This is a genomic window from Streptomyces sp. NPDC057137 (assembly GCF_042670825.1).
Classification (GTDB): Bacteria; Actinomycetota; Actinomycetes; order Streptomycetales; family Streptomycetaceae; genus Streptomyces.
Genome location: NZ_JBHUUW010000001.1, coordinates 427,043 through 450,595, shown reverse-complemented (window position 1 = coordinate 450,595; position 23,553 = coordinate 427,043). Strand labels below are relative to the sequence as shown.

At 70.7% G+C, this 23,553-nt stretch carries 22 protein-coding genes; 12 read left to right on the top strand and 10 right to left on the bottom strand.

From position 1 onward, the window contains the following. The first annotated feature begins 32 nt into the window (after nt 1-32). Nucleotides 33-809, top strand: a complete 777-nt coding sequence (locus ACFT9I_RS01895) for an AraC family transcriptional regulator (RefSeq protein ID WP_382559347.1) — start codon at nt 33-35, stop codon at nt 807-809. Nucleotides 810-950: 141 nt separating this feature from the next. Then, a complete protein-coding gene (locus ACFT9I_RS01890) occupies nt 951-2,966 on the top strand; it encodes an NAD-binding lipoprotein (protein ID WP_382559345.1) in 2,016 nt (671 codons plus the stop codon). Between the two features lie 200 nt (nt 2,967-3,166). Here the strand turns inward: ACFT9I_RS01890 and ACFT9I_RS01885 are convergent, their stop codons facing one another. Together ACFT9I_RS01885 and ACFT9I_RS01880 are read right to left on the bottom strand one after the other, a co-directional pair. Next, nucleotides 3,167-6,151 carry an FAD-binding and (Fe-S)-binding domain-containing protein gene (locus tag ACFT9I_RS01885; protein WP_382559343.1) on the bottom strand — a complete coding sequence of 995 codons (2,985 nt, stop codon included), beginning with the start codon at nt 6,149-6,151 and terminating at the stop codon, nt 3,167-3,169. Between the two features lie 21 nt (nt 6,152-6,172). Next, on the bottom strand, nt 6,173-7,339 hold the full coding sequence (locus ACFT9I_RS01880; RefSeq protein WP_382559342.1) for a pyridoxal-phosphate-dependent aminotransferase family protein: 1,167 nt from the start codon (nt 7,337-7,339) through the stop codon (nt 6,173-6,175). A 97-nt stretch (nt 7,340-7,436) separates the two neighbouring features. On the opposite strand from ACFT9I_RS01880, the gene ACFT9I_RS01875 reads away from it, so the two are divergent. Continuing rightward, entirely contained in the window at nt 7,437-8,189 is a 753-nt protein-coding gene (locus tag ACFT9I_RS01875) for an IclR family transcriptional regulator (RefSeq protein ID WP_382559340.1), read from the top strand. A 424-nt stretch (nt 8,190-8,613) separates the two neighbouring features. After that, nucleotides 8,614-9,897 (top strand): SLC13 family permease, encoded by a 1,284-nt coding sequence (locus tag ACFT9I_RS01870; RefSeq protein WP_382559338.1) that lies wholly within the window; start codon nt 8,614-8,616, stop codon nt 9,895-9,897. 76 nt (nt 9,898-9,973) lie between these two features. Here the strand turns inward: ACFT9I_RS01870 and ACFT9I_RS01865 are convergent, their stop codons facing one another. Continuing rightward, a complete protein-coding gene (locus ACFT9I_RS01865) occupies nt 9,974-10,162 on the bottom strand; it encodes a hypothetical protein (RefSeq protein WP_382559337.1) in 189 nt (62 codons plus the stop codon). A 269-nt stretch (nt 10,163-10,431) separates the two neighbouring features. On the opposite strand from ACFT9I_RS01865, the gene ACFT9I_RS01860 reads away from it, so the two are divergent. From ACFT9I_RS01860 to ACFT9I_RS01845, 4 genes are all read left to right on the top strand, one after another. Continuing rightward, nucleotides 10,432-11,079, top strand: a complete 648-nt coding sequence (locus tag ACFT9I_RS01860; protein ID WP_382559335.1) for a TetR/AcrR family transcriptional regulator — start codon at nt 10,432-10,434, stop codon at nt 11,077-11,079. Nucleotides 11,080-11,217: 138 nt separating this feature from the next. Further along, nucleotides 11,218-12,459 (top strand): NAD(P)/FAD-dependent oxidoreductase, encoded by a 1,242-nt coding sequence (locus tag ACFT9I_RS01855; protein WP_382559333.1) that lies wholly within the window; start codon nt 11,218-11,220, stop codon nt 12,457-12,459. A gap of 77 nt (nt 12,460-12,536) precedes the next feature. Further along, nucleotides 12,537-13,766 (top strand): cytochrome P450, encoded by a 1,230-nt coding sequence (locus ACFT9I_RS01850; RefSeq protein WP_382559331.1) that lies wholly within the window; start codon nt 12,537-12,539, stop codon nt 13,764-13,766. Nucleotides 13,767-13,795: 29 nt separating this feature from the next. Further along, a complete protein-coding gene (locus tag ACFT9I_RS01845; RefSeq protein ID WP_382559329.1) occupies nt 13,796-13,990 on the top strand; it encodes a ferredoxin in 195 nt (64 codons plus the stop codon). A gap of 92 nt (nt 13,991-14,082) precedes the next feature. Here the strand turns inward: ACFT9I_RS01845 and ACFT9I_RS01840 are convergent, their stop codons facing one another. Further along, nucleotides 14,083-14,604, bottom strand: coding sequence for a hypothetical protein (locus tag ACFT9I_RS01840; RefSeq protein WP_382559327.1), 522 nt, complete (start codon nt 14,602-14,604; stop codon nt 14,083-14,085). Between the two features lie 343 nt (nt 14,605-14,947). Between ACFT9I_RS01840 and ACFT9I_RS01835 the strand changes: the two genes are divergently transcribed. Continuing rightward, complete coding sequence (locus ACFT9I_RS01835; RefSeq protein WP_382559325.1) at nt 14,948-15,388, top strand: hypothetical protein; 441 nt, start codon at nt 14,948-14,950, stop codon at nt 15,386-15,388. Between the two features lie 79 nt (nt 15,389-15,467). On the opposite strand, the gene ACFT9I_RS01830 is transcribed toward ACFT9I_RS01835, so the two are convergent. Continuing rightward, nucleotides 15,468-15,872 carry a DUF5997 family protein gene (locus tag ACFT9I_RS01830; protein ID WP_382559323.1) on the bottom strand — a complete coding sequence of 135 codons (405 nt, stop codon included), beginning with the start codon at nt 15,870-15,872 and terminating at the stop codon, nt 15,468-15,470. A gap of 58 nt (nt 15,873-15,930) precedes the next feature. Between ACFT9I_RS01830 and ACFT9I_RS01825 the strand changes: the two genes are divergently transcribed. Next, a complete protein-coding gene (locus ACFT9I_RS01825) occupies nt 15,931-16,737 on the top strand; it encodes a LysR family substrate-binding domain-containing protein (RefSeq protein WP_382559321.1) in 807 nt (268 codons plus the stop codon). 55 nt (nt 16,738-16,792) lie between these two features. Here ACFT9I_RS01825 and ACFT9I_RS01820 read toward each other — a convergent pair whose 3' ends face one another. The 5 genes from ACFT9I_RS01820 to ACFT9I_RS01800 form a co-directional block, all read right to left on the bottom strand. Next, complete coding sequence (locus tag ACFT9I_RS01820) at nt 16,793-17,254, bottom strand: SRPBCC family protein (protein ID WP_382559319.1); 462 nt, start codon at nt 17,252-17,254, stop codon at nt 16,793-16,795. A 20-nt stretch (nt 17,255-17,274) separates the two neighbouring features. Then, complete coding sequence (locus ACFT9I_RS01815; protein WP_382559317.1) at nt 17,275-18,084, bottom strand: PrsW family intramembrane metalloprotease; 810 nt, start codon at nt 18,082-18,084, stop codon at nt 17,275-17,277. Nucleotides 18,085-18,173: 89 nt separating this feature from the next. Next, nucleotides 18,174-18,959, bottom strand: coding sequence for an SAM-dependent methyltransferase (locus tag ACFT9I_RS01810; RefSeq protein ID WP_382559315.1), 786 nt, complete (start codon nt 18,957-18,959; stop codon nt 18,174-18,176). A 162-nt stretch (nt 18,960-19,121) separates the two neighbouring features. After that, complete coding sequence (locus ACFT9I_RS01805; protein ID WP_382559313.1) at nt 19,122-20,192, bottom strand: hypothetical protein; 1,071 nt, start codon at nt 20,190-20,192, stop codon at nt 19,122-19,124. Nucleotides 20,193-20,281: 89 nt separating this feature from the next. Then, nucleotides 20,282-21,109: an aldo/keto reductase gene (locus ACFT9I_RS01800; RefSeq protein WP_382559311.1), complete on the bottom strand. Its 828-nt coding sequence runs from the start codon at nt 21,107-21,109 to the stop codon at nt 20,282-20,284. A 270-nt stretch (nt 21,110-21,379) separates the two neighbouring features. Between ACFT9I_RS01800 and ACFT9I_RS01795 the strand changes: the two genes are divergently transcribed. Then, nucleotides 21,380-22,636 carry a glycosyltransferase family 4 protein gene (locus tag ACFT9I_RS01795; protein WP_382559614.1) on the top strand — a complete coding sequence of 419 codons (1,257 nt, stop codon included), beginning with the start codon at nt 21,380-21,382 and terminating at the stop codon, nt 22,634-22,636. Continuing rightward, entirely contained in the window at nt 22,633-23,535 is a 903-nt protein-coding gene (locus tag ACFT9I_RS01790; protein WP_382559309.1) for a hypothetical protein, read from the top strand. Before ACFT9I_RS01795 ends, ACFT9I_RS01790 begins: the two co-directional genes overlap by 4 nt. The last annotated feature ends 18 nt before the right edge of the window (nt 23,536-23,553 follow it).

The following is a 23,553-nucleotide window of genomic DNA, read 5'->3' as shown; positions in this document are numbered from 1 at the left end:
CACCTGTCGCGCTTCCGATAAACTGCCAGACAATGAAGGAAATCCGCCACACACCTGTGGCGCCGACCCGCACCCAGTGGCTGGCGCCCGGAGCCGCCATCGACGCCCACCGCCACGACGACCACCAGATCGTCTACGCGGGCCGCGGCGTGCTGGCCGTGACGACCAGTACGGGGTTGTGGATCGCGCCGGGAACGCGCGCCATCTGGGTACCGGCCGGCACGGTGCACGCCCACCAGGCCCACGGCGAACTCGAACTGCGTCTGGTCGGCCTGCCCGCGAGCGAGAACCCGCTCGGCCTCGACGAGCCGACCGTGCTGACCGTCGGCCCCCTCCTTCGGGAACTGATCCTCGCGCACACGGACACGGACACGAACACGCACGTGGACGCGCGCGGTCCGCACGACGACAGCCCCGAACGCGCCCGCCTGCGGGCCGTGTTGCTCGACCAGTTGCGCGTCTCGCCGCAGCAGCCCGTGCATCTGCCGACCCCCACCACCCCTCTGCTGAAAGCGGTGTGCGAGATCCTGCGCACGAACCCCGCCGACAACCGCACCCTCCCCGCACTCGGCAGGGAAGTCGGCGCCAGCGACCGCACTCTCTCCCGTCTCTTCAAGGCCGACCTCGGTATGACCTTCCCGCAGTGGCGCACCCAACTGCGCCTGTATCACGCACTGGTGCTGCTCGCGGAGCACACCCCGGTGACCACCGTGGCCCACAGGTGCGGCTGGTCGTCGGCCAGCGCGTTCATCGATGTCTTCCGCCGCACCTTCGGGCACACCCCCGGCGCATATCAGCCCCGTCGCTGACGCCCGCCCGATGTGCGCCTGCCCGAAAGGGTGAACCGGCTCCCGAACACGGCGTGTTCCGGTGCCGGAGGCAGCACTGTGCGAAGGCGGGCCGACCTGCGTCGTAACCGCTTTACAGGGCCTGGGGGAAGGGGGGCGGGAGTGGCACGAGACAGGACTCGGCGGCCGGTCTCGTTGCGGGACAGGGCGAGTTACCGGTTCGACCGTACGCTGGCCCGCAGCACCGGCACCCTGATGGGCTGGCTGGTGATCACCTGCCTGGCCGTCGTCGTCCCGGTGAGCGCGCTGCTGGCATGGACGGACCCCGGCTCACCGCGATCGCTGTCCGGCCGGCTGACGGCGGCATGGCGTACGAGCGCGGAGACACTGCGCCTGGGCGCGATGACCGGCACACCGTTGCGCATGGTGCTGTCCGCCGTCCTCGGGCTGGTCGCCCTGCTGTGCGTCTCGACCCTTGTCGGGGTGATCACCAACAGCCTGGCCGAGCGCATGGCGGAGTTGAGCCGTGGGCGGTCGACGGTCCTGGAGCAGGGCCATGTCGTCGTCCTCGGCTGGTCGGACCAAGTGACCACGGTGGTCTCGGAGTTGATCGCTGCCCAGGCCGGGCGGACCGGGCGGACCGGGCGGCCGGCGCGCCGGCCGCGCGCCGTCGTCCTGCTCGCCGAGCGGGACAAGACCGAGATGGAACGGGCGTTGGCGGCCCAGGTCGGTCCGGTCGGACGTGCCCGGCTCATCTGCCGCAGCGGTCCCGCGAGCGACCCCGCCGTACTCGCGCTGGTCAGCCCGGGGACGGCGAGCACCGTGCTGGTGCTGCCGTCCGGGGGACCGGGGGCGGACGCCGAGGTTCTGCGGATCCTGCTCGCGCTGCGAGCGGTCATCGGCGAGGGGCCGGCCGGGCCGCCGGTGCTGGCGGCGGTGCGGGACGACCACTACCGCGCGCCCGCCCGGCTGGCGGCGGGACCGCGCGGCACGGTCCTGGAGACCGACACGGTCACGGCCCGGCTCATCGCGCAGTGCGTCGGCCGCCCCGGTCTCTCCCTCGTCCTGCGTGACCTGCTCGACTTCGCCGGCGACGAGTTCCACGTCACCGACGCGACCGCGTTCCATGGAGGTCCCTTCGGCGCGGCACTGCTGGGTCATGCCGACTCCTGCGTGATCGGGCTGCTCACTCCTCAGGGACGTACGGTGCTGAATCCGCCCGCAGACACCGTCGTCGCTCCGGGGAGTCGGCTGATCGTCGTCACCCGCGACGACAGCGCGGCAGGGCCGGCGGACTGTCGGCACCTCGTCGACCCGTCGGCGATCGCCGGGGACCGGCCACCGCCGGAGGAGCCCGCGCATCTGCTGATGCTCGGCTGGAACCGGCGGGCGCCGCTCGTCGTGGGGCAGTTACGCCGGACGGCCCGGCCGGGTTCCGTACTGGACGTGGTGACGGACAGGGCGGTGCCCGCACCACGCGAGCCGGAGCCGGAGCCGGAATCGGATTCGGAATCGGAGTCGGAGTCGGTTCCCGAGGCTCGGCTGGCCGTACGGTTCCGGTCCGCCGCCCTGTCGCGTCCCGAGACCCTGCTCGGGCTCGACCTCACCCCGTACGACGGACTGGTCGTCCTCGGCCCCGACCCGGGCGAGGGTCCTGACCGCCCCGACGACTGGACACTGGTCACGCTGCTGGCCCTGCGGCTGCTGGAAGAACGAACGGGAGGGCGGGAGTTACGCGTGGTCAGCGAGCTGACCGACGACCGCAACCGGCCCTTGGCACCCGTCAACCCCGGCTCCGACGTCATCGTCAGCGGAGAGCTGACCGGACTGCTCATGGCGCAGATCGCGCAGAACCGGCATCTGGCGGCCGTGTTCGACGAGTTGTTCTCCGCCGACGGCAGCATGATCTGCCTGCGGCCCGCCGGGACCTATGTCCGTCCGGGCAGTGAGGCCACCTTCGCCACCGTCGTGGCCGCCGCACGCGACCGGGGCGAGTGCGCCATCGGCTACCGCCGTCACGACCGGCGGACGACGGCACCCGACCACGGGGTCCGGCTCAACCCCCACAAGGGCGAGCGACGCGCGTGGAGTGCCGAGGACCAGGTGGTCGTGATCACGACCGAAGCGATCACACCGACTGCCGCCTCCCCGCAGAACGCGGAAGAACATCGGCCTTGACGGCCTGTCCGAACCCCGAAGGGGTCCGCACAGGCCGTCGTCACGACGGCCACCCACGCGTCCGGCGAGCCGATCTTCGCCGCCGTATCCCCGGGGAACGCCCGTTCCCTGCGCGCCTTCCTCGCCGCCGGCTTCGTACCTCTCGGCAGCGAGGTCATCCTCCGCCCCGCGCGTCGTGCCGGGGCCGGCCCCCACCGGGTTCAGTCGGTCTTGATCGCCTCCCACAGCAGCTGGACGGGATGCCAGGCGTCGCGCGCCGTGCCGTGGAAGATCTGCTGGCGGCAGGACACCCCCGTGGCGACCACCACCGTGTCCTGCGGCTCGGCCGTGATCGCGGGGAAGAGACGGTCCTCGCCCACCGTCATCGACACGTCGTAGTGCTCCGACTCGAAGCCGAAGGACCCCGCCATCCCGCAGCATCCGGCGTCCAGTTCGACCACCGTCACGCCGGGGATACGGTTCAGCAGCGCGACGGTCGCCGCCGTGCCCACCTCCGCCTTCTGGTGGCAGTGGCCGTGATACATGAGCGTGCGCCCGGCGAGCCAGGAGTCCTCGCGCGGTCGCAGCCGCCCGTCGTCGATCGCTTCGACGAGCAACTCCTCGACCTGGCGCACCCTCCCCGCGATGTCCTTGACCGCCGGGTCGTCCGGCAGCAGGGACAGGTGCTCGTCGCGCAGTGTCATCAGGCACGAAGGCTCGCAGCCCACGACAGGCGAGCCCGCTTCCGTCGCCTTGCTGAGGGTGTCCGCCAGGTGGCGGGCCTTGTTCTTCGCGTCGTCCACCAGGCCCTTGGAGAGACTTGACCTGCCGCAGCAGACGCCGCTCTCCAGCCGTACGTCCCATCCCGCCCGCTCCAGCAGTTGGACGGCCGACCGGCCGATGTCCGGCTCGGTGAAGGTGGTGAAGGAGTCGGCGAGATAGGTGACGGTGCCCTGGGTGATCGGATGGGTGGTGTTCTTACGGCGCCGGAACCAGCGCGTCAGGTTCTGCCGTACGAAGACGGGCAGCGGTCGCGCCGGGGCGATGCCCACCGTACGGTCCATCAGCCGGCGCACCAGGGGGATGCGCCCCGGCAGATTGGACAGCGGCGCGGTCGCCGAGCCCAGCCGGTTCAGGAACCGGATCGACCCGAAGATGCGGGAGCGCAGCGGCACACCGTGGATGTCGTGGTGATGCGAGAGCGCCTCGCTCTTGAGGGTCGCCATGTCGACGCCGAGGGGGCATTCGCTCTTGCACGCCTTGCACATCAGGCAGAGGTCCAGGACCTCGTGCAGCCGCTCGTCCCCGAGCGCGGCGTGCGGGTCCGGTTCGGACAGGGCCTTGACCAGGGCGGCGGCCCGGCCGCGCGTGGAGTCCTCCTCCTTGCGGGTGGCCATGTACGAGGGGCACATGGCGCCGCTGCCGGACTTGCGGCACAGGCCGATGTTCATGCACCGGTCCGCCGCGGCCCGCATGGCGCCCCCGCCACCGTCGTCCGCCCGCTGCCCCGCTCCCGCCCCGATGACCTCGAAGGAGAGCCGGGTGCGCAGGGGCTCGACGGGTAGCAGCGCCGCGTCCCGCAGGTTGTCCGTCATCGACGGCGCGTCCACGATCTTGCCGGGGTTGAGCACGTTGTTCGGGTCGAACAGCCTCTTGACCTGCCGCATCGCCTCGTACAGCGCGTCGCCGAAGATCTCCCGGTTGAACTCGCTCCGGGCCAGCCCGTCGCCGTGCTCGCTGGAGTTGACGCCGCCGTACTCGGCGACGAGATCCTTGATCTCCACCGCGACGCTGCGCATCTTGACCACGTCCGCCGGGTCGGTGAGGTCGAGATACGGCCGGATGTGCAGACAGCCGACCGAGCAGTGTCCGTAGAAACCGGCCGTCATCCCGTGCCGGTCGAGGACTTCCTTGAACCGGTTGGTGTACTCGGTGAGATGGACGGGATCGACGGCGGTGTCCTCGACGAACGCCAGCGGGCGCCGCGTGCCCTCGCTCGCCGCCATCAGCAGGCCGAGCCCGGCCTTGCGGACCTTCAGCAGGGAGGCCTGCTGGGCCGGGGTGACCGCTCGCAGGGTGTGATACCCGTGCCCGTTGCGGGACCACAGTCCCGTGAGTCGCTTCAACTGCCCCAGCAACTCGGCCTCGTCGTCACCGCTGAAGGAGACGAAGAGCAGCGCCTCGGGATCCCCGCTCAGGAGTTCGCCCAGCGACGCGTACTCGATCTTGCGGCGGGACAGGTCGAGAATGGTCCGGTCCATCAGCTCCACGGCGGCCGGATCGCAGGAGAGCGCGTCCTGGGTCGCGTCGATGGCGCCGGCCACGGAGGTGAAGTGGCCGACGGCGATCACCGTACGGCTCGGCTTGGGCACCAGGTCGACCAGCGCACTGGTCGCGACGGCCAGGGTCCCTTCCGAGCCGACGACGAATTTGGCCAGGTCGAAGACGGTGTCCTCGCGTGCCAGCCGGTCCAGCCGATAGCCGCAGGCGCGGCGCCAGTGGGCGGGGAAGCCGTCCGCGATGGCCGCGTAGTTGGCCCGTACGATCTCGGGCAACTCCCGGTGGAGCGCGCCCTCCAGGGTGGAGCGCGTGGCCCGGTGCGCGCGTGTCGCCTCGTCGACACGGTCCAGCCGGACCCGGCTCGCGTCGGAGAGCACCACGTCGAGTTCGCGGACGTGGTCGATGGTCATGCCGTGGCGCAGCGATCCGCTGCCGGCCGAGTTGTTGCCGATCATCCCGCCGATCGTGGCCCGGTTGCTGGTCGAGGTGTCCGGGCCGAACATCAGCCCCCAGGGGCTCGCGGCGCGGTTGAGCTGGTCCTGTACGACTCCGGCCTCGACCAGCGCCGTACCGCTGCCGGCGTCCAGCTCCACGACGCGGTTCATGTGCCGGGACAGGTCCAGGACCAGCCCGGGACCGACGGTCTGGCCGGCCAGGCTCGTCCCGGCACCGCGCGGTACCACCGACACCTGGTGGGCAGCGGCGGCCGCGACCGCCGCGGCGACGTCGTCGGCGTGCCGGGGGAAGACCACCCCGAGCGGGGTGATCGCGTACATGCTGGCGTCGCGTGCGAACAACTGCCGTGTGTAGTCGTCGAATTGGGCCTCTCCTTCGAGATCCCTGTCGAGATCCCGCTGGAGCGTGCGGGCCAGCTCCTGGCTCTCCGCGCTCTCGTGCGTGGGGCGCTCGCCCCTGGTGACGGTCATGCTCGGCAACCTCCTCGGTGTTCAGCCCGCGCTCAGGACGTCCAGCGCCGCGTTGAGCCCGCCCGGATCGATACGTACGCCTGCCAGTTGGAGACCCATCTGCACCCCGGCGAGCGTGCCCGCGAGCGTCAGGTCGTTGAAGTGCCCCAGGTGACCGATCCGGAAGATCTGCCCGGCGAGCTTGCCGAGTCCGGCGCCCAGGGACATGTCGAACCGGTCGAGGATGATCTCCCGCACCTTGTCGGCGTCCACGCCGTCGGGCACGAGGACGGCGGTGAGCGCGGACGAGTGTTCGCGGTCGTCGGCGCACAGCACCTCAAGTCCCCATCCCCGCACGGCGGCCCGGGTGGCGGCGGCGTGCCGGTCGTGCCGGGCGAAGACCGCGGGCAGGCCCTCCGCCGCGAGCATCCGCAGCGCCTCGTCGAGCCCGTACAGCAGGTTGGTGGCGGGGGTGTACGGGAAGAAGCCGCGCCGGTTCGCCTCGATGATCGGCTGCCAGTCCCAGTACGAGGTGCGAAGTCCCGAGGTGCGGGAGGCGGCGAGGGCCTTCTCGCTGACCGCGTTGAAGCTCAGGCCCGGTGGGAGCATCAGCCCCTTCTGGGAGCCGGCCACCGTGACGTCGACCCCCCATTCGTCGTGCCGGTAGTCGATCGAGCCGAGCGAGGAGATGGTGTCGACGAGGAGCAGCGCGGGATGTCCCGTCGCGTCCATCGCCTGCCTGATCTCGGCGATCCGGCTGGTGACACCGGTCGATGTCTCGTTGTGCACGACGCAGACGGCCTTGATCGTACGGGCGGTGTCGGCCGCGAGTCGTTCGGCGACGGCTTCCGGGTCGGCGCCGTGCCGCCAGTCGCCCGGCATGAAGTCGACGTAGAGGCCGAGGTCGGTGGCCATGCGCTGCCAGAGGGTGGCGAAGTGGCCGGTCTCCACGTGCAGGACGCGGTCGCCGGTGTTGAGGGTGTTGACGAGGGCGGCCTCCCAGGCTCCGGTGCCGGAGCCGGGGAAGACCACGACGGGTCCTGAGGTGCCGAACACCGGCTTGAGCCGGGCGAGCAGGTTCGTGGTGAACGCGGCGAACTCGGGGCCGCGATGGTCCATCGTCGGCGCCGACATGGCGCGGAGTACCTGGTCGGGGACGTTGGTGGGGCCGGGGATCTGCAAGAAGTGCCGCCCGGTGTGAGTGGTCACGGTGGCCAACTCCCTTGAAAAGCGTGCCACTATGTGGCACGGTGTGTCGTAAGATGGCACGGCGGAGCATATGAGCCAACCACTCGGGAGTCAACGGATGCAGAGCGTTCTCAATGCACTTCGGGTACTGGAAGAGGTCGCCGCACGGCAGCCGGTGGGCGTCGCCGACCTGGCCCGCGCCCTCGATCTGCCCAAGAGTTCGGCGCAGCGCGCGCTGCGCACCCTGGACGCCGCGGGCTGGATCCGCCCGGCCGGCGGCGAGGTCACCCGCTGGGTCCTGACCACCAAGGCGCTGCAGGTCGGACGCCGTGCCACCGGGGAGCTGAGCCTGCGCGACGTGGCCGTGCCGATGATGGAGGAGCTGCGCAGACGCACCGACGAGACGGTCCATCTCACCGTCCCGGACGGCGACAAGGTGGTGCTGATCGAGCGCCTGGAGACGTCGAAGGCGGTCCGGATCATCCTGGCCCTGGGCACGCACCTGCCGCTCCACGCCTCCGCGAACGGCAAGGCCGTGCTCGCCGCGAGCGCACCCGAGGTGATCGAACGCCAACTGGCCGCGGGGCTGGAGGAGTTCACGACCGCCACCCTCACGGGCCGGGACGCGGTGCTCGCCGAACTGACGCTGATCCGAGAGCGCGGGTACGCCACCAACAGCGGCGAATGGCGCGACGACGTCTCCGCCGTCGCGGCCCCCGTCCTCGGCGAGGCGGGTACACCGATCGCGAGCATCAGCGTCAACATGCCGACGAGCCGGATGAGCCCGGAGTCGACCGCCGCGCACGGCGCGCTGGTGAGCGAGACGGCGCGCCAGGTCAGCGCGGCGCTGGGGCACTCACGCCAGGGCTGAACGGGGCGGTCGGCCAGGGGAAACAGGGCCGTTCACCAGGGGATTCGAGCGGAACGAGGCGGCTGTCCGACGAGGGCCGGGCCGCCTCGTTCCGGTCGTACGACGAAGGGGCGGGCCGCCTCGGCCGATCACCGCCCGACCGGACGGGTCCCCGCCCCGCCCGTCGCGAAGGATTCCGGCAGGCCCCTTGACGCCGCCGGAAAACCTCTTCAATACTCCCGACTGCGGAAATCAATTTCCGTCTGGCGGAATGATTCACCCATCCCTGGACCGGTCCGGGACCTTGGGAAGTCGTTCGCGCGCCGTCTCACATCCCGGCATCTCCGGTGCCGCGCGCACCCCTCGTCATGCCCCGACGCGCCAGGGCACCGACATGCCCCGGTGCACCGCGACATGACCTTCGGCCGACGGCAAGGGAGCCCTCGTGTCAGACCAAGTCATCTCCATCATCGCCCTCGTGCTGATCTTCGCCGTCGCGACCTTCTCCGCGGTCCATCTGGGTGTCCTCGCGATCGTCGCGGCGTTCATCGTCGGCTCCACGGTGGCGGACGAGTCCAGCGACGACATCTTCGCCGGCTTCCCGGGCGACCTGTTCGTCGTACTGGTCGGCGTGACCCTCCTGTTCGGAATCGCGAAGAGCAACGGCACCGTCGACTGGCTCATCGACGCGGCCGTGAAGGCGGTGCGCGGCAGGATCGCCTTCATTCCCTGGGTCATGTTCCTGGTCACCGCCGTCCTCACGGCGGTCGGCGCGGTCACGCCCGCGGCGGTCGGGATCGTCGCGCCGATCGGGCTCGGTTTCGCCGTGACGTACGGCATCAGCCCTGTGCTCATGGGGCTGTTCATCGCCAACGGGGCCAGCGCGGGCGGCTTCTCGCCCATCGGGGTCTTCGGCAGCATCACCAACAACGTGGTCGAACGCAACGATCTGCCCGGCAACCCCGCGCTGCTGTTCACGGCGTCGTTCCTGTTCAACGTCGGCCTGTGCGTCATCGTCTTCCTGCTCTTCGGCGGGCGGCAGTTGCTCGGGCGAATAGCGACGGGCGCCGGGAAGGACAAGGGCGCCCCGGCCGAGGCGGCCGAAGGGGCCACGCCGCGGGAGCCTCTCCGCCTCGACCTCCCGCGCGCGCTGACCCTCCTCGGACTGCTCAGCCTGGTCGCCGGCGCCCTCTTCTTCGACCTGGACGTGGGCCTGATGGCGCTCACCATCTCCGTCGTCCTGACTCTGGTCGCGCCGAAGTCGGCCAAGGGCGCCGTGGACAAGTGCGCGTGGTCCACCGTGCTGCTGGTCTGCGGCATCGTCACGTATGTGAGCCAGATGGAGCGCCTCGGCACCATCGACTGGCTCGGGACGCGGGTCGCGAGCATCGACGCCCCACTCCTGGGAGCCCTGTTGATCTGTCTCATCGGCGCCGTGGTGTCGGCCTTCGCCTCGACCACCGGCATGCTCGGGGCGCTGATCCCCCTGGCGGTTCCCTTCCTGCTCACCGGCCAGGTGGGAGCCGTGGGGCTCATCACCGCGCTGGCCATATCCGCGTCGATCGTGGACGCGTCGCCGTTCTCCACGAGCGGCGCGCTGGTGACCGCGAACACGCCCGCGGACCAGCGCGACCTGGTCTTCCGTCGCCTCATGGCCTGGGGCCTGGGGATCGCCGTCGTGGGCCCCGTCGTCACCTGGTGCCTGTTCGTCGTCCCCGGCTCGCTCTGACCGGTCGCCGACTCCGAAACGGCCGTCGGCCCCCCGCGGATGACCGCGGGAGGCCGACGACTGCGTACGAGGCGTCTTAGATGTTGTCGCCGAACACGATGACCGTGTTGAAGCTGTCGTGGATCCAGGTGGCGACGAAGTCGCTGTTCACGATGCTGTTGCCGTCGTGCTCCCCGCCCCGCTCATTGGCGGAGGCGGCGCCCGCGCTGCCGAGGAGGGTGAGGGCGGCGAGCGCGGTGGCGGCGACTGCTGTACGGATACGCATGGGACTTCTCTTTCTACGGTGCTACGGGGACTTTCGGACACTGCACCCATAGACGCCGGACGCCTCTCGATAACCGAGTCGCGGGGGAGACCACTCCGATGCCGGACTGCGGCCGCGTTTTCGGCTGCGGGCACGGATGCGTGAACGGCGAAATTAAGTCAGTCGCTTGCTTTAATTGGATGGGGGCGGTTGACTGATCACGTACTCGAAGCCGACCACGAGGATGTGCGATGGGTGACCCCGGGCGAAGTGCCGGTACGCTCGTGCCCGTGAGAGGGAAGACCGGCCGGGGGGAACGCGCCGACGCGACGCGGGAGTTGATTCTCGGCACGGCGGAGCGCATGTTCGCCGAGCACGGAGTGTTCGCGGTCTCCAACCGACAGGTCAGCGAAGCGGCGGGGCAGGGCAACAACGCCGCCGTCGGCTACCACTTCGGTACGAAGACGGATCTCGTACGGGCGATCGCACGCAAGCACGCCGAGCCGATCGAGGAACTCCGACAGCGGATGGTGGCCGACGTCGGGAGTTCCCCCGATGTACGGGACTGGGTGGCCTGTCTCGTACGCCCGGTCACCGACCATCTCGCCGAGCTCGGCAGCCCCACCTGGCATGCCCGGTTCTCCGCCCAGGCGATGACCGACCCCGGTCTGCGCGAGATCATGACGCAGGAATCGCTCACCGCGCCCTCGCTGCACCGGATCATTCAGGGGCTCGACACGGCCATGCCGGATCTGCCGGCCGAAGTCCGCGCCGATCGCGGTGACATGGCCCGCCAGCTGATGGTGCACGTCTGCGCCGAGCGGGAGCGTGCGCTCGCCCTCGGCGCCGCCACTCCACGGTCGAACTGGCACGACGCCGGGACGGGCCTGATCGACGCGATCGTCGGGCTCTGGATGGCCCCCGTCACACAGCCCTGACCACCCCTCACCCCTTCCCCCGACCACTCCCCACCCCTGATCGCCTCGCCCTTGAGCCCTCCCATGCCCTGGGCGCTGTCGAGGCCACCCCTGCGACCCCACGTTCCTCGCCGAACCGCAGACGGAGGAGTTCCGACGATGACAGCAACGGTGGACCGGACACCACGCACCACACCTCGCGAGACCGCGGACGTACTGGTGGTCGGCGCGTCCGCCGCCGGGCTGACCACGGTCGAGGCGTTACGACGCCACGGCTACACCGGCAAGGTGACGGTGCTGGGCGCCGAGACACACGCGCCGTACGACCGGCCACCGCTCTCGAAGCAGGTACTCGCCGGCACCTGGCAGCCCGACAGAGCCCAACTGCGCCCGCGGGAAGTGCTGTCGGCGTTGAACGCCGAGTTCATCCTCGGCGACCCGGCGGTCGGCCTGGACGCCGCCACCCGCACCGTGCGCACCGCGTCCGGACGCACCCTGCGCGCCGAGGCCGTCGTCGTGGCCACCGGTACGAGACCCCGCACCCTCCCCGGACAGGCCGGTCTGGCCGGGGTCCACGTACTGCGCACCCTCGACGACGCGCTCGCGCTCCGCGCCGGACTTCTCGGCGCCGCACGGCTCGTGGTCGTGGGAGACGGCGTGCTCGGCGCGGAGATCTCCGCCACCGCCCGCACCATGGGCCTCGACGTCACCGTCGCGGGACCTCAGCACGCGCCCATGGCGAACCAACTCGGCCACGGCGTCGCCGACCTGCTCGCCGAACTGCACACCGAACGCGGGATCCGACTGCGGCTGGGCGCCGGTGTCCGCGGACTGGTCGGCAGCGCCGGCGCCGTCACCGGCGTCGGTCTCGACAACGGTGAGGTGCTGCCCGCGGACCTCGTCGTGGTCGCGATCGGCGCCGCTCCGGTGACCGACTGGCTCCAGGACAGCGGCCTGCGGGTGGACAACGGCCTTGTCTGCGACTCCCGTTGCCGGGCGGGCGAGGGCGTGTACGCCGTCGGGGACGTGGCGCGCTGGCATCACGACCGACTCGGCGGACTGCTCAGGCTGGAGAACCGGACCAACGCCGGCGAGCAGGCCATGGCCGTCGCGGCCAACATCCTCGGCGGCGACCGGGCGTACACCCCCGTGCCGTACTTCTGGACCGACCAGTTCGACACGAAGATCCAGGTGCACGGCGTCGTTCCCGCCGGCGCCGACGCCGAGATGACCGTCGTGGACGGAGACCCGGCGACCGGACGATTCGTCGCCCGGTACCGCCGAGAGGGCCGGGTCACCGGCGTACTCGGCTGGAACATGCCCAAGCAGACCCGCCTCCGCCGTCAGGACGTCGCCGACGCGCTCGCCGGCGGACCGGCCCGGACCCCCGCCCCGCACTGACAGACCCCGCCCCGTACCGACAGACACCCGGACCCTCCCACCACACCCCCACGCCCCACCCCCCTTGGAGGAGACACATGACCAGCACTGTCGAATCAGTCGGCGAGACCCCGGCCGGAGTCCCGCACTTCCCGATGGACCGGGCGGCCGGCTGCCCGTTCGACCCGCCCCCCGCCGCCGTCGCCCAGCGGACGGAGGCTCCGCTCACCAAGGTCCGGATGTGGGACGACAGCACCCCCTGGCTGGTGACCGGGTACGCCGAAGGGCGCGCCCTGCTCGCCGACCCCCGCGTCAGCGCCGACATCAAACGGCCCGGCTACCCGCTCCAGGCGCCCCTCCCTCCCGACGCCCCGTCGGCCAGCTTCATCCTGCTGGACGACCCCGAGCACGCCCGACTGCGGCGCATGGTGACGGCGCCCTTCGCCATCAAGCGGGTGGCGGCGATGCGCCCGGCCGTCCAGCAGATCGTGGACGACCTGATCGACGACATGCTGGCCGGTCCGAAACCGGTGGACCTGGTGGAGGCGTTCGCCCTGCCGATGCCCTCGCTGGTGATCTGCCAACTGCTCGGAGTCGCCTACAGCGACCACGACTTCTTCCAGGCCAACAGCAAGATCCTCATCAAGCGGGACAACGACCCACAGGAACGGAACGACGCCTTCCGAAGGCTGCTCGACTATCTGGACGACCTCATGGGCGAGAAGCTCGCGGCTCCGGCAGACGACGTGCTGTCCAGCCTGGCCGTGCGGGTGAAGGCGGGGGAGCTGACCCGGCACGAAGCGGCCCAGATGGGCGTTCTGCTGCTGATCGCCGGACACGAGACCACCGCGAACATGATCGCGCTCGGTACGCTCGCGCTGCTCGAACACCCCACCCAGCTCGCGCTCCTGCGTGACTCCGACGATCCCAAGCTGGTCGCCTCGGCCGTCGAGGAACTGCTGCGCTACCTCAACATCGTCCACAACGGCCGCCGCCGGGTCGCGCTCGAAGACATCGACATCGCCGGTCGACGCGTCCGCGCCGGCGACGGGCTGGTCATCGCCAACGACGTCGCCAACCGCGACCCCGGCGTCTTCCCGGAACCCGACCGCCTCGACATCGAGCGCGACGCCCGGCAGCACGTGGCCTTCGGCTTCGGCGTCCACCAGTGCCTGGGCCAGCCGCTGGCCCGGCTGGAACTCCAGATCGTCTACAGCACCCTCTACCGGCGCGTTCCCACGCTGCGGCTCGCGGCCGACATCGAGCAGATCCCGTTCAAGCACGACGGCGGCGTGTACGGGGTCTACGAACTGCCCGTCACCTGGTGACCCGACCGACCCCCAGCGAAGGAGCCCTCATGAAGATCACCCTCGACCAGGACAAGTGCGTCGCGTCCGGACAGTGCGTGGTCGCCGCGGCGGAGGTGTTCGACCAGCGCGACGAGGACGGCATCGCCGTACTCCTCGACGCCGAGCCCCCGGCCGACCAGGCCGCCGACACCCGCCACGCGGCGTCCGTCTGTCCGGCGCTCGCCATCCACATCGAGGAATGACGAGGAACGACACAGGGGCGGCGGCCGGGAGTCCCCGACTGCCGCCCCGCTGACCACCGGCCTCATTCGGCCGGAAACCGGCCGTGTCGATGTCAGTTGGCCGGAGCGAGATCCGTGATCTTGCGGGTCTGCAGATCCGACTGGACCTTGATCTTGCTGATCCCGGGGTTCTCGCCGTCGCTCCAGGTCAGCGTGACCAGCGCGGTGGCGTGCCCCGCGCCCGAACCGGTGTACGTGACCTTCCACTTCACCGGCACGTTCTGCGCGAAGAGAATCCCGTCGGCGTGCTCCTTCGCCTCGAACGCCGCGACCTTCTTCTGCGCGGCGGCGCTCAGGTAGAACTTCTTCAGCGCCTTGGCGTTGGCGCTCGCCGTCGGGTCCTCCAGGTCGTACACGGAGTCGATGTACGAGCCGTAGAAGTTGGCGACGCGGCCGGTGATGTCGCGCGGGTCCCCCTGGGCCGGCGCGGCGGCGGCCGCGACGCTGTGCGACGGTGCGGCGACCTTCCCGGAGGGGCCGGTCGCGCCGGCCAGAGCCGGGGTGATCGCGACCAGCGAGAGTGCGGAGGCGAGGCCCGCGGTGGCGATGAGCGTCGTGCGAATGCGAGTGCGCATGAGAATGTGCCTTCCCCGTAGTCCGGCTCCGCGACATGGTCTCGGTCTCGGTCTGTCGCGGAGCCGTTTGGTCACCGCCTAAGACTGCCCCGGCAAAGAAATAGTTCCGCCAATTCCCACACTGTTTTCAGGATGAATTGAAGTGGGCCGAAAGGTCGAATGGTTGTAGGGCCCGGAGAAAAATAACGGCAAATTCGCGGGCTCGTGCGTATGCGGTACCGCCCCATGGCCATTCACTCCAATGGCCCAGTTCGGCTGGTCGTGGGAGCAAGAGCGGCGGATTGTCGGGCCCATGCCGGAGTGGTCCGGAGAGCGGGCCACGTACTCGGCCGAGGAGGCTCTCATGGCACAGACCGCGACCCCTTCGGGGGCACATCAGACACCGCGTCGCAAAGGCCACGGCGGGACCGCGTGGGCGACGGGTGGGGCGATGTTCGCCGGGGTCCTGCTGTTCGTGGACGGCGTACTGGGCGTCCTGAACGGCGTCGTCGCCATCGCCCGGGACAACGTGTTCACGCTCAACGGCAGCTACACCTACCAGTTCACCCTGACCTCATGGGGCTGGATCCATCTGGTGGTGGGCGCGGTTCTGATCCTCACGGGACTGGGCATCATCAGCGGCGCGCCCTGGGCGCGGGTGCTGGGTGTGGGCGTGGCGGCCATCAGCGTCGTCGCGAACTTCATGTGGCTGCCCTACCAGCCCGTATGGGCGGTCATCACCATCGCGATCGGCGTCTTCGTCATCTGGTCCCTGCTGACCGACCGCACCAGGGCGGCGCGGTAGTCGGGCCGGCGCGTCAATCACGTACGGCGAGCGGCCGGGGTCCCCTGCCGCTCGCCGTCGCGCCGTCGCGCCGTCGCCGTCAGGAGCGCGGGCGGCGCGCCTCGGCGCTCCGCTCCGCGTTCTTCTCCTTGATACGGGCCGCTTCCTTACGCACCTCGGCCTGGGTGGCGCGCTCGCGTCGCAGCCACGCGGGATGCTCCTCCTTGAGCGCGTCGATCTGCTCGGTCGTGAGGGCGTCGGTGACGCCGCCACGGGCGAGCCCCGCGATGGAGACGCCCAGCTTGGCCGCGACCACCGGCCGGGGATGCGGGCCGTCGCGCCGCAGTTCCAGCAGCCACTCGGGAGGATCGGCCTGGAGCGCGCTCAACTCGTTGCGCGAGACGACACCCTCCTGGAAATCGGCTGGGGTGGCCTCGAGGTACACACCCAGTTTCTTCGCCGCCGTGGCGGGTTTCATCGTCTGGGTGGTCTGGTGCGACGTCATGGTGCCCAGACTATCGAGCGCGTGCCGGGCCTCTGACCACGACCGGTAGCCTGGCCGTGTGACTGGCTCGGAGGTACCCCTCGCGTCCCCCACGTTCCGGCTCGCGTACGTGCCGGGGGTGACCCCCACCAAGTGGGTGCGGATCTGGAACGAGCGGCTGCCCGATGTTCCGCTGACCCTGACCGGGGTGCCCGCCGCCGCCGTCGCCGACACGCTGCGCGCCGGTGAGGCCGACGCGGCATTCGTCCGGCTGCCGGTCGACCGGACCGACCTCAGCGCGATCCCGCTCTACACCGAGACGACGGTCGTCCTCGTCCCGAAGGACCACCTCGTGGCCGCCGTCGACGAGGTCTCCGCCGCCGATCTGGCCGACGAGATCGTGCTGCACCCCCTCGACGACACCCTCGACTGGGAGGGGCGCCTGCCCGGCCGGCCCGCGAACGAGCGACCGGCCACGACGGAGGACGCCGTCGAGCTGGTGGCGGCGGGCGTGGGCCTTCTCGTCGTACCGCAGTCGCTCGCCCGGCTGTACCACCGCAAGGACCTCACCTACCGGCCGGTCTCCGACGTCCCCGAGTCGCGCATCGCGCTGTCGTGGCCGGAGGAGGCGACCACCGACCTGGTCGAGGAGTTCATCGGGATCGTCCGGGGGCGCACCGTCAACAGCTCACGGGGCCGCCGCTCGGCCCCGGCACCGGAGAAGCCCGCTGCGAAGGCCAAGTCCGCCCCGAAGGCCAAGTCCGGAGCGGCGCCCAAGCGCGCCGTCGGCAAGCCGACGGGCAAGAATCCCCGGGGCAACCCCCGGGGTGGCGGTTCCGGCGGCGCGAAGAGCGGCAGGCGCGGCAAACCGGGTCGCCGCTCCTGAGGCACCGGCGGGCACCCGTAGGCACGTACGCCTGCACACCCGTACCGGGCGTCCGTCAGCGATCCCCTTCGACGAGCCTCGCGAGATTGTCCAGCGACATACGCGTGCCCATCTCGTTGTCGGCCGCCGGCACCGCGTCCGGGACCCCCGCGTGCACCATGAGGACCTCCGTACCGCCCTCGACGTCCGAGAGCGTGGTCGTCATGGTCATGACGCCCCCCATCGTGGGATCGGCGGTCTCGAACTCGATCACTTCCACGACCTGTTCGTCCGGCACCAGCCGTTCGAAGTGCCCGTGGTACGTGTCGGTCCGCGCACCGGACTTCCCGGTGTCCGTCGGCGCCTCGTAGACGAGCGAGATACGGAACCGCCCGCCCTCGCGGCTGTCGAATTCGTGCACCTCGGTGGTCATTCCCTCGGGTGCCCGCCATTTCGCGACGGAGTCCGCGTCCAGCAGCGCGCGGTAGACGGCGGCACGCGGGGCCCGTACACGCCGGGAGATCTGGGTCGAGTACATGGAGGAAACCTAACTCCCGCTCACGACCGCCGTACGGGCCTCGCGCCCGCGGCCGGGCTGTCCCAGGACAGGGTGTCGCTCCGGTGGAGTTCGACGAGGAGCCAGCCCAGCGAGACCGCGGCCAGCAGAACGTACACGGCCCGGTTGCTGACCCCGTCCCAGAGCGCGTGCAGGGCGACCGCGAACACGAAGGTGATGACGAGCCGTGCGGTGGCCGCGAGGGACCACCGCGCCGCGACGGCCGCCCACAGTGCTCCGCAGACGAGTCCGGTCCACGCCATGTGCGCGGCGGGCGAGCTGAGTCCGCGCAGCAACAGGGTCTCCTCGACGTCCCCGATGTTCCCCTGGGACGCCAGCAGCGCGGTGAACGCGTACCCCATCGTTTCCAGTACGGCGAATCCCATCCCCGCCGCGACCCCGATCAGCAGCCCGTCCCCGACCCGCACGGTGCCGCGCTGCCACTGCCACACCAGGATCAGCACCGGGACGATGAGCTTGCACGACTCCTCGATCAGGCCGATGCCGATCAGGGACAGCGTGCCGAGGCCCCGGAGGGTGTCGAACTCCAGCCGTCCGGCGGCCACGATCCCGACCACGCCGCCGAACAGCGCCGCGATCCCCAGCACGAACGGCCCGATCCGCCACTCGCCCGTGCGCCCCGCCACGAAGGTGAGGAAGGACAGCGGGACGACGAGCGCGCCCAACAGGATCAGGGACGGTACGTAATTCACGTTGCGGGTGTCGATCAGCGTGCCCTGCACCAGGAAGTACAGCCCCAGCCCGACGGCCAGCACCGGCAGCCATGCCCACTTGCGCAGGGTCGTCGGCATCGCACAGCACCTCGGTCTCACGTCGGCGGCGGTCGGGCCACCGCAGCGTAAGCCGGACCGGGCCGTGCGAGGGTGCAGCGACCCGCGGCTTACGGGATGCGCGCCACGCCCGCGTAGATGCCGCTCATCTCGTCCTTGGGCGCGTCCGTGTCCTTGAACCAGGCGGGCGCCGTGACCAGTCCGGGCTCGACCATGTCCAGCCCGTCGAAGAAGCGGCCGACCCCGGCGTGGGTACGGAATCCCAGCCTGATGCCGCCCTTCGCGTACTCCGCGACGACCTTGTCCGACAGCTCCGGCACCAGGTCCGACGCCGCGTGGGACAGCACCAGATAACTGCCCGACGGCAGCACGTCCACCAGGCTGGAGACGATGTCGTACGGACCCTGGTCGTCCGGGACGAAGTGCATGAGCGCGATGAGGGACAGCGCGATCGGGCGCTCGAAGTCCAGGGTGGCGCGGGCGTACTGCAGTATTTCCTGCGGCTTGCGCACATCGGCCTGGATGTAGTCGGTCGTGCCCTCGGGCGTGCTGACGAGCAGGGCCTCGGCGTGCCGCAGCACGATGGGGTCGTTGTCGGCGTAGACGATCCGCGCCGTCGGCAGGATCGCCTGCACGATCTGGTGCAGGTTCGGCTCGGTCGGGATGCCGGTGCCGATGTCGAGGAACTGGGTCACGCCGTTGCCGGCCAGCCAGGCGGCCGCGCGGTGCATGAACTCCCGGTTCTGGCGGGCACCGTCCCTCGACTCGGCCGGCAGCCTCTCGCCCACCTGACGGTCGACCTCGTAGTTGTCCTTGCCGCCGAGCAGCCAGTCGTAGACCCGTGCGGGGTGCGGCTTGCTGGTGTCGACCTGAGGTTTGGGCGTCCCTGCCGTCATACGAAACTCCGATGGGTGCGTGGCGGTGCGACGGGAGGCGGTACGACACGTTCGAGCGCCGTCGCGGGGCTTCCCGGGGCGTCACCAGCCGTCCGGAGAAGTCTGCCACAGCGCCCGCGAGTTGATCAGTTCGCGGTGCGCGAAGGCGACTCTCCGGCCGCCTCAGCCCATCGGCAGACCCAGACCGTAGAACGTGACCCGGTACGCGCCCATGTCCGTGGCCTCGGAGCCGATGAGCAGGTCCTCGGGAGACTCCACCCCCATCGCGCGGGCCGTCGCCACGATCGTCTCGGCGAGCACCTGTCCGTCGGGCTCACCCGGACCGCCCGCGTCGATGCGCAGCCGGGGGTGGCCGGGGTCGGGCCAGGGCCGGCCGGTCGTCGGATACTCGGCCGCCGTGCCCCAGCCCAGCGACGGCGGGTCGACGGACTCGTCCGCGAAGGAGGCGAGCATCAGCCGGTCGCCGCAGTCGATGTCGAAGAGAATCGGCGCGCCCTTCCCCTCGATCCGGCCGTAGATCGGCATCCACATCGGGGTCCGCAGCGCCGTCGTCTCGGCCGGGAGCGTCGTCAGGAAGGCGGCGAGCGCTCTGGTCATCGACTCCCAGCTCCGGGCCCGCCAGCCGCCGGGGAAGGTCAGGCCGCCGTTCGACCCGTCGGGCCGGAAGCCGAAGAAGCCCGTGATCCCGTGCTCGTCGCCGTTCCCCTGGCGTACGAACCAGCTCTCGGCCGGGTCGGTGGGCTGGAGGACCAGCTCGGGCCCCGTCGCTCCCGCGCGCAGTTCGATCGTGTCGGTCTCACCACGCCAGCGCAGGTACGGGGAGCCCCAGCCGGGCACGGTGCGGAGGAACGACGCCAGCCTCCCGTGCACACCCATGATCGACGCCTCGCCGAGCGCGGCGGTCAGCTCGTCCTTGACCAGCCGGAAGGCCTCCGCCTGGGAGGCCGCGTCCGGCGCGGTGTGCCGTACGGGGACGGCCAGTTCGACGTACGCCTCGCCGCCCACGTACCGCTCCTCGAACTTACCCACGGGCCGCAGCCGCGCGTCGCCGGTGGAGCGGCCGGTGACCACGGTGGGACTGCCGCTCCAGCCCCAGCCGAGCCGGACGACGAGCGCCCGTGTCGCGTCCGACGTCCAGCCGCCGGTGTCCGCCGCGCGGAGGCGGACCGCCAGGGCCGCGATCGTCTCGTCCGTAGCGCTCTGTCGCGGTGCGCTGCCCTGTTGTTCGGTCATACGACCGATCTTGCCGTACTCACCGGCCGTTCTCCGCCGAGAGTTGCGGAGTTGGGACATCCATTACGGACCGGGCGGCGGGGCGGATGTCAGCCGTTGTTGCGGTCGGGGTCGAGACCGGTGCGCTCGTTCCGGTTCAGGGCCGAGATCTCCGCCATGTCGCCCTCGCTCAGCTCGAAGTCGAACAGGGCGAAGTTCTCCTCGACGCGCGAGCGGGTCACCGACTTCGGGAAGACGATGTCCCCGCGCTGGAGGGCCCAGCGGAGCGTGACCTGGGCGGGTGTCCGGCCGACCGTGTTGGCGATGCCGACGATGATCGGGTCGTCCAGCACCTTGCCCTGGGCGATGGGGGACCACGCCTCGGTGGCGATGTCGTGCTCGGCGTCGAACGCCCTCACCTCGTCCTGGGTGAGATACGGATGCACCTCGACCTGGTTGACGGCGGGCACGATCACGGAGCCTTCCAGCAGGCGGCGCAGATGGTGCGGCTGGAAGTTGGAGACGCCGATGGCCCTGACCCGCCCGGACCGGTAGATCTCCTCCAGCGCCTTCCACGTCTCCACGAACTTCCCGAGGGCGGGCAGCGGCCAGTGGATGAGGAAGAGGTCGAGGTGGGCCAGCCCGAGGTCCGCCAGGCTCTGGTCGAACGCGGCGTGCGCGGCGGCGGGCTCGTGGAAGGGGTTGTTCAGCTTGCTGGTGATGAAGATGTCGTCCCGGTCGATTCCGGAGTCGCGGACCGCCTGGCCGACCTCCTTCTCGTTGCCGTACATCTCCGCGGTGTCGATGTGCCGGTAGCCGATCTCCAGCGCGGTCAGTGTCGCGGCGCGGGTGTCGGCCGGCGGGATCTGGAAGGTGCCGAAGCCGAGCTGGGGGATCTTCACCCCGTTGTTGAGCGTGATGTCGGGGACCGCGTTCATGGTGGCTCCTTGCTGTGCCGCTTCGACGGGGGGTGGCGGTGGGGGTGGCTGTGCGGTGAGGGGGCGGTGCACAGGGCCGTCTTCCCGATCGTATTGCCGGTAAAACAGCGGAATGCGGCAAATGCTCCAGCCGTCTTCTCGTGCGGGGCGCCTTCTCGCGCGAGCCGCGTCCGACGACGCGTCAGACCAGGTGGTTACGGCAGGGGGTTTTTCTCCTTACCAAGGGGTTACGCAGGCAACCTTCTGGATGTCCAACCCGTCATGCACGGCATGAAGATCTCATTTCTTATACACAACGCGTATGGGATAGGAGGGACGATAACCACCACGTTCAACTTGGCCCGCGCGCTGGCTGATCGGCACGATGTGGAGATCATCTCGGCTCTCCGGCACCGGGAGCGGCCGAACCTCAACCTCGATCCGCGCGTACGCCTGCGGCCCCTGGTGGATCTGCGGCACGAGAAGAGCGATCCGCGGCATCTGACGCCGGCGAAGGTCTTCCCCTCGTCCGAGTACCGCTACCGGCAGTACAGCGCGCTCACCGACGAGCGCATCGGCGAGGCGCTGGCGTCGCTCGACGCCGATGTCGTCGTGGGCACCCGGCCAGGACTCAACGTGCACCTCGCCCTCCAGGCGCCCGCCCGCACGGTGCGCGTCGGGCAGGAGCACCTCACGCTGAACAACCACCCGCCGCGCCTGCGCAACGCGCTGCGCCGGGTCTATCCGCGCCTGGACGCGATCACCCCCGTCACGGAGGCCGACGCCGCCGCCTACCGGCGCAAGATGCGGCTGCCGGGCGTCCGGGTGCAGGCGCTCCCCAACAGCGTCCCGGCCCCCACCCTTCCCCCGGCCGACGGCGGCGAGCGCGTCGTGATCGCCGCAGGACGGCTGGTGCCGGTGAAACGGTTCGACCTGCTGATCGAGGCCTTCGCGGCGGTCGCCGCCGAGCGGCCCGACTGGCAATTGCGCATCTACGGCAAGGGTGAGGAGCAGGAGCCGCTGCGCGCGCTCATCGACCGGCTCGGCCTGCACAACAACGTTTTCCTGATGGGCGCCGTGACCCCGATGGAAGCCGAGTGGGTCAAGGCCTCGATCGGAGCCGCGACATCCAACTTCGAGCCGTTCGGCATGACCATCGTCGAGGCGATGCGCTGCGGACTGCCCGTCGTGAGCACCGACTGCGAGTACGGCCCCGGCGAGATCATCGCCCCCGGCGAGGACGGCCGGCTGGTCCCTGTCGGCGACCGGGACGCACTGGCCGGGGCCCTGCTGGATCTCGTACGCGACGACGAACTGCGCCGCCGGATGGGCCGTGCCGCGCTGCACAACTCCCGGCGCTACGCCCCCGGCCCCGTGGTGGCCCAGGCCGAGCAGCTGTTCGAGGAACTGGTGGCGGCCCGGAGCGCCGGCGGGCCGGCGGGGCGCGCGACGGACCACGCCCTGGTGAGCGGTGGTTACGCGGCCAAGGACACCGCGCTCGTCGCGGCCAGCAGCGTCCTGAGGACGGTACGGAAGGCACGGGGATGAGCGGCGACAACAGCGGATACACACCGGTCACGAACGCGTCGGTGACGAACGGGCCGGTCACGAACGGACCGGTGGAGAAGCCCCGCGCGGACGCGACCGTGGACGAGGAAGGACGGTTCGTCGTACGCGTACGACTGCCGCTGCCCGACTCCGCGCGCCCCCGGCTGCTGCTCCAACTGCGCCCGAAGAAGGGGCAGTCGGAGGAGATCGGCCGCGTCGTCGCGCTGCAGCCCGACGGGAAGGGCGAGTGGCGGGCCGTCCTGGAGACGGCACCCGCCCTGGCGGAGGGCCGCTGGGACGCGTACGTCCTGCCGTCGCCCGGCGGGGAGCGCGTACCGCTGCTGCCCGGTCTGCGCGACCTGCGCGCGCTGGTGTCCGGCGGCGGCGACGGCCGGACGACGCCCCTGGCGGTCCGGATCCCGTACGCCACCAAGGACGGCCGTCTCGCCGTACGGGCCTGGCTGCGGGCCTCGCACGCGGAGGCCGGCCGGATCGTCTTCGCGGGCCGGTCGATGACCGTGCGGGCGCGGCTGTTCGGGCCCCGGCTGGGGGAGGGCGCGACGGCGCTGCTGCAGCGACGGGGCCGGGCCACCGCCGTACGGCAGATCGCGCTCCGGGCCGAGGGGCGCCAGGACTTCTCGTTCACCGTGGACTACCAGGAACTCCTGGCGGACGGCGCCCAGCCGGGATCCGGGGCGGCGCCGGTGATCTGGGACGTGTACGTCCGCCCGGCGACGGGCGCGTCCCGGATCCGGGTGGCCCGGCTGCTGGACGACGTCGCGGACCGCAAGACGGTCTTCGTCTACCCGGCCGCCACCCTCGGCGGGGTGACGGCCCGTCCGTACTACACGGTCGACAACGACCTCTCCGTGGAGATCGCTCCGCCACCCGCCCGGTGAACGCCGGTGCAGGGCCCC